8 protein-coding genes and 1 pseudogene are annotated in these 7,820 nt (G+C 74.3%); 6 read left to right on the forward strand and 3 right to left on the reverse strand.

Annotated features, from left to right (window positions below; translation table 11 throughout):
- Window positions 1-54 precede the first annotated feature (54 nt).
- Together ACFU7Z_RS31750 and ACFU7Z_RS31755 are read right to left on the reverse strand one after the other, a co-directional pair.
- The gene (locus ACFU7Z_RS31750; protein WP_049651850.1) at window positions 55-348 is read right to left on the reverse strand and encodes a hypothetical protein; all 294 of its coding nucleotides are present in this window, start codon (window positions 346-348) and stop codon (window positions 55-57) included.
- A gap of 37 nt (window positions 349-385) precedes the next feature.
- The gene (locus ACFU7Z_RS31755; protein ID WP_049651861.1) at window positions 386-1,174 is read right to left on the reverse strand and encodes a PspA/IM30 family protein; all 789 of its coding nucleotides are present in this window, start codon (window positions 1,172-1,174) and stop codon (window positions 386-388) included.
- A gap of 316 nt (window positions 1,175-1,490) precedes the next feature.
- On the opposite strand from ACFU7Z_RS31755, the gene ACFU7Z_RS31760 reads away from it, so the two are divergent.
- A complete protein-coding gene (locus ACFU7Z_RS31760) occupies window positions 1,491-2,090 on the forward strand; it encodes a DUF3043 domain-containing protein (protein ID WP_241852715.1) in 600 nt (199 codons plus the stop codon).
- Window positions 2,091-2,269: 179 nt separating this feature from the next.
- Window positions 2,270-3,010 carry a class I SAM-dependent methyltransferase gene (locus tag ACFU7Z_RS31765; protein ID WP_181970803.1) on the forward strand — a complete coding sequence of 247 codons (741 nt, stop codon included), beginning with the start codon at window positions 2,270-2,272 and terminating at the stop codon, window positions 3,008-3,010.
- 30 nt (window positions 3,011-3,040) lie between these two features.
- On the opposite strand, the gene ACFU7Z_RS31770 is transcribed toward ACFU7Z_RS31765, so the two are convergent.
- Window positions 3,041-3,241 (reverse strand): hypothetical protein, encoded by a 201-nt coding sequence (locus ACFU7Z_RS31770; RefSeq protein WP_049651853.1) that lies wholly within the window; start codon window positions 3,239-3,241, stop codon window positions 3,041-3,043.
- Between the two features lie 123 nt (window positions 3,242-3,364).
- Between ACFU7Z_RS31770 and cobU the strand changes: the two are divergent.
- The 4 genes and pseudogenes from cobU to ACFU7Z_RS31790 all read left to right on the forward strand — a co-directional run.
- Window positions 3,365-3,925 (forward strand): annotated as a pseudogene (gene cobU, locus ACFU7Z_RS31775) (bifunctional adenosylcobinamide kinase/adenosylcobinamide-phosphate guanylyltransferase); the annotation flags it as partial.
- Between the two features lie 28 nt (window positions 3,926-3,953).
- The gene (locus ACFU7Z_RS31780; protein ID WP_049651854.1) at window positions 3,954-5,078 is read left to right on the forward strand and encodes a nicotinate-nucleotide--dimethylbenzimidazole phosphoribosyltransferase; all 1,125 of its coding nucleotides are present in this window, start codon (window positions 3,954-3,956) and stop codon (window positions 5,076-5,078) included.
- Window positions 5,079-5,196: 118 nt separating this feature from the next.
- A complete protein-coding gene (locus ACFU7Z_RS31785) occupies window positions 5,197-5,988 on the forward strand; it encodes an adenosylcobinamide-GDP ribazoletransferase (protein ID WP_074000883.1) in 792 nt (263 codons plus the stop codon).
- A 259-nt stretch (window positions 5,989-6,247) separates the two neighbouring features.
- Window positions 6,248-7,750 (forward strand): leucyl aminopeptidase, encoded by a 1,503-nt coding sequence (locus ACFU7Z_RS31790; RefSeq protein WP_380737814.1) that lies wholly within the window; start codon window positions 6,248-6,250, stop codon window positions 7,748-7,750.
- The last annotated feature ends 70 nt before the right edge of the window (window positions 7,751-7,820 follow it).

The raw sequence follows: 7,820 nt of genomic DNA on the forward strand, positions 1-7,820 counted from the left end.
GGCCCCCTCGGTGGTGGAGGGGGCCCGCCCTTTCGTCTGGCAGCGGCCGCGGCCCTACTCCGGGAAGCCCGGGATCACGCCCTCGCCGTCGGCCATCAGCAGCTCGCGGACCTCGTCGATCGTCGCGTCGGCGCTCGGCAGGATCAGCTCGGACGGCTCCAGCGAATCCAGCGGCACCGGGGTGCCGTACTGCTTCACCGCCTCGATGAGCTTGCCGTAGGCCTCACGGAAGAGCGCCTCGTCCCCCGACTCCACTGCGGTGACGAGCTCGGCGTCGAGCTCGTTGAGCAGGTTCAGGTGGTCGTCGCCCACCTCGTACTGCCCCTCACCCATGACCCTCATGATCATGCCGTGCGTCTCCCTGGTTCGTGGGGTCGAGCTCAGATCACTTGTTGTAGTTGATGCGCGGGGTGTCCTGCTGCGGCTGCGGCTGGACGTCCTGCTTGCCCTGCTCGATCGCGGCGGGGCCGGCCGAGGAGGGACCGGAGAGCTCGGCCTTCATCCGGGCCAGCTCCAGCTCGACGTCGGAACCGCCGGCCACCCGCTCCAGCTCGGCCTCGATGTCGTCCTTGCGGCCGAGACCGCTCGCGTCGTCGAGCGCACCGGAGGCCAGCAGCTCGTCGATCGCGCCCGCCCGGGCCTGCATCTGGGCGGTCTTGTCCTCGGCACGCTGGATCGCCAGGCCGACGTCGCCCATCTCCTCCGAGATCCCGGAGAAGGACTCGGCGATGCGGGTCTGCGCCTGGGCGGCGGTGTACGTCGCCTTGATGGTCTCCTTCTTGGTGCGGAAGGCGTCCACCTTGGCCTGAAGTCGCTGGGAGGCGAGGGTGAGCTTCTCCTCCTCGGCCTGGAGCTGCTGGTACTGCGTCTCCAGGTCGTTGATCTGCGACTGCATGTTGGCCTTGCGGGTCAGCGCCTCGCGGGCGAGGTCCTCCCGGCCGAGCGACAGCGCCTTGCGGCCCTGGTCCTCGTACTTCGCCGACTGCTGCTGGAGCTGCGTCAGCTGGAGTTCGAGCCGCTTGCGCGAGGTCGCGACATCCGCGACACCACGCCGTACCTTCTGGAGCAGCTCAAGCTGCTTCTGGTAGGAGTAGTCAAGCGTCTCACGCGGATCCTCCGCCCGATCCAAGGCCTTGTTCGCCTTGGAGCGGAAGATCAGCCCCATACGCTTCATGATTCCGTCGCTCATGGGCCTCGGGTGCCCCCTTCTCCGGCCTGCGGTCTCTATCTCGTTACCAGACACGACGAGTGTATGTGCAGCGAGCCCTTCGCCGCAGTGCACCTGCCTGCAACAAGACTGCTACAGCGACCAGTGGCGTTTCCTCCTCCCCCGGGTGGATCCGCCCCTCATCCCCCCCATCGTCCATCCGACTGATCCCCTACGGGAAGGGCCCGGGAAACCCGCTTCGGACGGCGACCTGGCGGTATCGATATGTGTTCGGTTCCGAGGGCGCCCGTGGAAGCCGCGTCGCACCCCGTACGCTGGTGGTGTGTTCCGACGCCGTTCAGATGATGCCGCCGCCTCCGCCACCGTGCTGGAGAAGCAGGACGAGACGACCCAGGCCCGCGATCCGCAGGCCAAGAAGGGCCGCCCCACCCCCAAGCGCAGTGAGGCCGAGGCCAACCGGCGTACCCGGGTGACCGTGCCCAAGGACCGCAAGGAGGCCGCCCGCCAGGGGCGCGAGCGGATGCGCGCCGAGCGCGAGAAGCAGCGCCAGGCGCTGATGAACGGCGACGAGCGCCACCTGCCGGCCCGTGACAAGGGCCCGGTGCGCAAGTTCGCCCGCGACTACGTGGACTCCCGCTGGTCGCTGGCCGAGTTCTTCCTGCCGGCCGCCGTGGTCATCCTGGTGCTCAGCATCGTCAAGGTGCCGGCGCTCCAGCTGCTCTCCACGCTGCTGTTCCTGCTGTTCTTCGTGCTGGTGATCCTGGACTTCGTCCGCCTCGGCTTCGGCCTGCGCAAGCAGCTGGCCGAGCGCTTCGCCGACCAGAACACCCGCGGCGCCGTCGCGTACGGCATCATGCGCACCCTCCAGATGCGCCGGCTGCGCCTGCCCAAGCCGCAGGTGCGGCGCGGGGAGAAGCCCTGACCGCCGAACCGGTCGGCTCCGGCTGGGCCCCGCCCTCCTGGGAGGGGCCCGGCCTCTACGCACTCCCCGGGCAGGGCGGCGCGCTGCCGGGGCAGGGCGACGGCGGCCACGACCGCCTCGCCCAGGAGCGCCGGCTGCCCTCGCGCAGCGGCTCCTTCGCGGGCGGCACCGGCGCCTGGCTGGACCGGCTCGGCGGGCTGCGCAACTTCGTCCGCCAGGAGCTCGTCGCCCGCCAGCTCGCCGAACAGCTGGCCGGCCGCAGCGGGCAGCGCGTCCTCGACATCGGCTGCGGCCAGGGCACCCAGGCCCTGCGGCTGGCCCGGGCCGGCCACTACGTCACCGGGATCGACTCGGACCCGGTCGCGCTCGGCGTCGCCCAGGGGGCGCTCGCCGAGGAGCCGCCGGAGGTCCGCGGCCGGATGCAGCTGCTCAGCGGCGACGGCCACCAGTGCGGGCGCTGGTTCGGCCCGCGCAGCTTCGACGTGGTGCTCTGCCACGGCGTCCTGATGTACCTGCCCGACCCGGACCCGATGATCGCCTCGCTGGCCCGGCTGCTGGCGCCCGGGGGGCTGCTCTCGCTGCTGGTCCGCAACCGCGACGCGCTCGCCCTGCGGCCGGCCGCCGCCGGGGACTGGCGGGCCGCCCTGCACGCCTTCGAGAGCGACCGGTACTACAACCGGCTCGGACTGGCCGCACGGGCCGACCGGCTCGCCGACCTCACCGTCACCCTCTCCGAGGTGTCCGTCCCGCTGCGGCACTGGTACGGCGTGCGGGTCTTCACCGACAGCGCCCCGGACGACGCGGCCCCGCCGGTGGACGGGCGGCAGCTGGCCCAGCTCCTGGAAGCCGAGGACCGGGCCGGCCGCACCGACCCGTACCGGCAGGTCGCCGCGCTCCTGCACGTGATCGGGGCGAAGTAGCCGCGCCGCGGCCGCTCCACCCCGTCCGCGCTACTCCTCGCCCAGGCTCATCGAGTAGACGACCCGGTCGTCCTCCAGCAGCACCGCGGTGTCCACACCGTCCTCCGCGAGCTGCTTCCAGGTCTCCCCGATCCAGGTCTCGGCGTCCCCCTGGCCGGCGAACTCCTCCTGGCCGGCGCCCGGCGTCACCGCGCTGCCGTCCGCCTTCTCGTACCGCCACGTCCAGACCATGCCGGCTCCTCCCACTGACCACGCTGCCTGTGTTGCTGCGCACCATAGCCTGCCCGGCCCGATCTTCCGTATGCCTGCTCCGGCAGGATGGACGGCATGGCGACCCGATCCGAGCCCACCCGTCCCCCGCTGCCCCGCACCCTGCTGCTCGGCGGCGCCCGCTCCGGCAAGTCCACCCGCGCCGAGCAGCTGCTCGCCGACCGTCCGGACGTCCTGTACGTGGCCACCGGCGGCACCCGCGACGGCGACGCCGAGTGGGCCCAGCGGGTCGCGCTGCACCGGGAGCGCCGGCCGGCGAGCTGGCGCACCGCCGAGACCTGCGACCTGGAGGCCGTGCTGGCCGACCCGGACGACCCGGCACCGGTGCTGGTCGACTGCCTCGCCCTGTGGCTGACCGCCGTGATGGACGAGTGCGGCGCCTGGGACGACGAGGTCTGGGCGGCCGGCGGCGAGGCCGCCGTGCAGCGCCGCTGCGAGGCGCTGGCGCGGGCCTGGGCGGCCACCGGACGGACCGCCGTCGCGGTGAGCAACGAGGTCGGCATGGGCGTCGTCCCGGCCACCGCCGCGGGCCGCCGCTTCCGCGACACCCTGGGCCGGCTCAACATGGCCGTGGCCGACGCCTCCGAGCGGGTCCTGCTGGTGGTGGCCGGTCAGGTGCTGACCGTCAAGCCAGCCGTTGGCTGAACACCCGCGCCGTGTAGCCTTCCGGACGATGGACACGACCGTGGATCTCGATACGTTCTCCTCGCTCGTCGAGCGCCCCGACGAGAGCGCCCGGCGGGCCGCCGAGGAGCGCTGGCAGGCGGCCGACCGGCCGCGCGGCGGGCTCGGCCGGCTCGAGGAGCTGGGCAGCTGGCTGGCCTCCGTACAGGGGCGCTCGCCGGTGCTGCCCGTCTCCGCCCCCAAGGTGCTGCTGTTCGCCGCCGACCACGGCGTGGCGGCGCTCGGGGTCTCCCGGATGCCCGCCCGGGGCGGCACCGCGGCCCGGGTGCGGGCCGTGCTCGACGGCAGCGCGCCGGTGTCCCGGCTGGCCGCGCGCTACGGCGCCCAGGTGCGGGTCGTCGACGTCGCCGTGGACGCCGACCCGACCGACTTCCCGGACGAGGTGGTCGCCCACCGGATCCGGCGCGGCTCCGGGCGGATCGACGTCGAGGACGCGCTCACCGCCCAGGAGACCGTCCGGGCGTTCCGGGCCGGCATGGCCGTCGCCGACGAGGAGGCCGACGCCGGCACCGACCTGGTGCTGCTCGGCGACCTCGGGGTCGGCGCCACCACGGTCGCCGGCGTGCTGGTCGGCGCGCTCTGCGGGACCGACGCGGCGGCGGTGACCGGGCGCGGCTCCGGGATCGACGACCGGGTGTGGATGGTCAAGTGCGCCACCATCCGGGACTCGCTGCGGCGGGCCCGGCCGGTGCTCGGCGACCAGCTGGCCCTGCTCGGCGCCACCGGCGGCGCCGACTTCGCCGCGATCACCGGCTTCCTGCTCCAGGCGGCCGTCCGACGGCTGCCGGTGGTGCTGGACGGCGTGGTCTCGGCGGCCTGCGCGCTGGTCGCGCAGCGGATCGCCTTCCGGGCGCCGGAGTGGTGGCGCGCCGGGCAGTCCAGCGGCGAGCCGGCCCAGGCGAAGGCGTACGACCGGCTGACCCTGACGCCGCTGCAGGACCAGGGCATCACCATGGGCGAGGGCGTCGGCGCGCTGCTGGCGCTGCCGCTGCTCCAGGCCGCGGGGGACGTGCTCGCGGACGAGGCCCCGAAGCCCTTCGTGCCGGCGGCGCCGGGCGCGCCGAAGGAGCAGCCGAGGCTGCCCTCGGCGGCGGACCTGCTGCGGAAGCTGTAGCGGCGGCCCCGGCCGTCCGGAGAACGCCCCTTCGCCGGGGCGTTCTTGCTTTCCCGCCCTCTCCTACTGTCCTGCTGTCTGACTGTCCTGCTGTCTGACCTTCGAGAGGAACGCGCACATGACGGACCGCGGCGACCGGGCCGGCTGGGCCGAGGGCCTGCGGTTCGGGTTCGGGACGCTGTCCGTGCTGCGGGTGCGGGTGGAGCGCTGGGACCGGGCCGCGGCGGCCCGGGCGATGGTGACGGCCCCGGTGGTCGGGCTGGTGCTGGGCACCCTGGCGGCCGTGGTCGGGGCCCTGGTGGCCTGGCGGGCGGGCGGGCCGCTCGGCGCGGTGGCCGCGGTGGGGGTGCTCGCCGGGCTGACCCGGGGTCTGCACCTGGACGGCCTGGCGGACGTCGCCGACGGGCTGGGCAGCGGGAAGCCGGCCGAGGACGCGCTGCGCATCATGAAGCAGTCCGACATCGGTCCGTTCGGCGTCCTGACCCTGGTCCTCGTCCTGCTCGCCCAGGTGGCCGCGCTGGCCGGACAGTTCGGCCACTCCCCGCTGCGCGGCGCCCTCGCGGTGCTCGCCTCGGCGACGGCCGCCCGCTGCGCGCTCGCCTGGGGCTGTCTGCGCTCGGTGCCGGCCGCCCGGCCGGGCGGGCTCGGGGCGATGGTCGCGGGCACCGTGCCGCCCGCCGGGGCCGCCGCCGCGACGGCCGCCGCCGCGCTCGCCCTGGCCGCGGCCGGACTGCTCGACGGATGGTCAGTTCTCCGCCTCCCGCTGGCCGTTGCGGTCGGCACGGGCTGCTCCTGGCTGCTGCTCCGGCGGTGCGTGCGCAGGTTCGGCGGGATCACCGGGGACGTGCTCGGCGCGATGGCCGAAACCGCCGCGACCGCCTCGCTGTTCGCCCTGGCGTTGCTCGGCTGACACCGGGCGGCGCGTGATCCCACCATGCGGACTACCATGCGTGGAGCACCGCAGCCCTGCACCGTGGCAGGTCCTGCCCGCCCGGCGCGTACCGAGGAGCCGGGGCCTCTGGTGTACGCGGCCACCCCGGCGGACGCGCGCAGCCAGGGGGCCCGGACCCGGAGGCCCGCCGGCGGACGGCCTGCGACGGCGCGGGCTGCGCCGGTGCGGCAGCCTCGCCGTGGCCGGCCGTGGACCGCGAAAGAACAGGACGCATTACGTGACTGCATTGTCTGTGAGCACCTCCTCCGCCGCCTCGCTGCGCGCGGACGCCCTGGTGGTCGGTGTCGCGAAGGGCCCGAAGGGCATCGTGCTGGCCCCCGGTGCCGAGGCCGTGAACGAGGCGTTCGAGGGCAAGCTGACCGAGGTCCTCAGCACCCTGGGCGCGACCGGCGCCGAGGGCGAGGCCGTCAAGGTCCCCTCCCCCGCCGGCCTGAAGGCCGCGCTCGTGCTCGCGGTCGGCCTGGGCGAGGCCGCCGAGGACGGTTACGCGCTGGAGACGCTGCGCCGCGCCGCCGGTGTCGCCGCCCGCACCCTGGCCGGTGCCAAGAAGGCCGCGCTGGCCCTGCCGGCCGAGTCCGCGGCGGACATCGAGGCGGTCGCGCTGGGCGGCCTGCTCGGCTCGTACGCCTTCGGCACCTACAAGGGCGACGGCAACGGCAAGGAGCCGGTCGGCGAGCTGGTCGTGCTGGCCGCCCGCAAGGGCAGCAAGGACGCCAAGGCCGCCGTGGAGCGCGCCACCGCGATCGGCGAGGAGATGAACCGGGCCCGCGACCTGGTCAACACCGCGCCGAACGACCTGAACCCGAAGAGCTTCGCCGCGCTCGCCCAGGCGGCCGGCAAGGAGCACGGCCTCAAGGTCGAGGTGCTGGACGAGAAGGCGCTGACCAAGGGCGGCTTCGGCGGCCTGATCGGCGTCGGCATCGGCTCGGCGAACCCGCCCCGCCTGGTGAAGGTGGCCTACACCCACCCGAAGGCCAAGGCCACCCTGGCGTTCGTCGGCAAGGGCATCACCTACGACTCGGGCGGCATCTCGCTGAAGCCGGCCGGCCACAACGAGACCATGAAGTGCGACATGGCCGGCGCCGCCGCCGTGTTCGCCGCCGTGGTGGCCGCCAAGCGCCTGGGCCTGGCCGTCAACGTGACCGGCTGGCTGGCGCTGGCCGAGAACATGCCGTCCGGCTCCGCCACCCGCCCCGGCGACGTGCTGCGGATGTACGGCGGCAAGACCGTCGAGGTGCTGAACACCGACGCCGAGGGCCGCCTGGTGCTGGCCGACGCGATCGTGCGGGCCGGCGAGGAGAACCCGGACGTCATCGTCGACGTGGCCACCCTGACCGGCGCCATGGTGCTGGCCCTGGGCAACCGCACCTTCGGTGTGATGTCGAACAACGACGAGCTGCGCGACGGCCTGCACGCCCTGGCCGGCGAGGTGGGCGAGCAGTCCTGGCCGATGCCGCTGCCGGCCGACCTGCGCAAGGGCATGACCGAGTCGACCATCGCCGACCTGGCCAACATGGGCGAGCGGATGGGCGGCGGCCTGGTGGCCGGCCTGTTCCTGAAGGAGTTCGTGGCCGAGGGCACCGACTGGGCGCACCTGGACATCGCCGGTCCGGCGTTCCACGAGAGCGCGCCGTACGGCTACACCCCGAAGGGCGGCACCGCGAGCGCGGTGCGCACCCTGGTCCGCTTCGCCGAGCAGCGGGCGAACGGCAAGGCCTGACCCGGACACCCCTGACCCGGGGCGTCCCCCGGTCCAGGACCCGCTGCGACGGGGCCCGGCGCGTGTGCGC

Origin of the sequence: Kitasatospora sp. NPDC057518 (genome assembly GCF_042802075.1) — a bacterium.
Lineage (GTDB): Bacteria > Actinomycetota > Actinomycetes > Streptomycetales > Streptomycetaceae > Kitasatospora.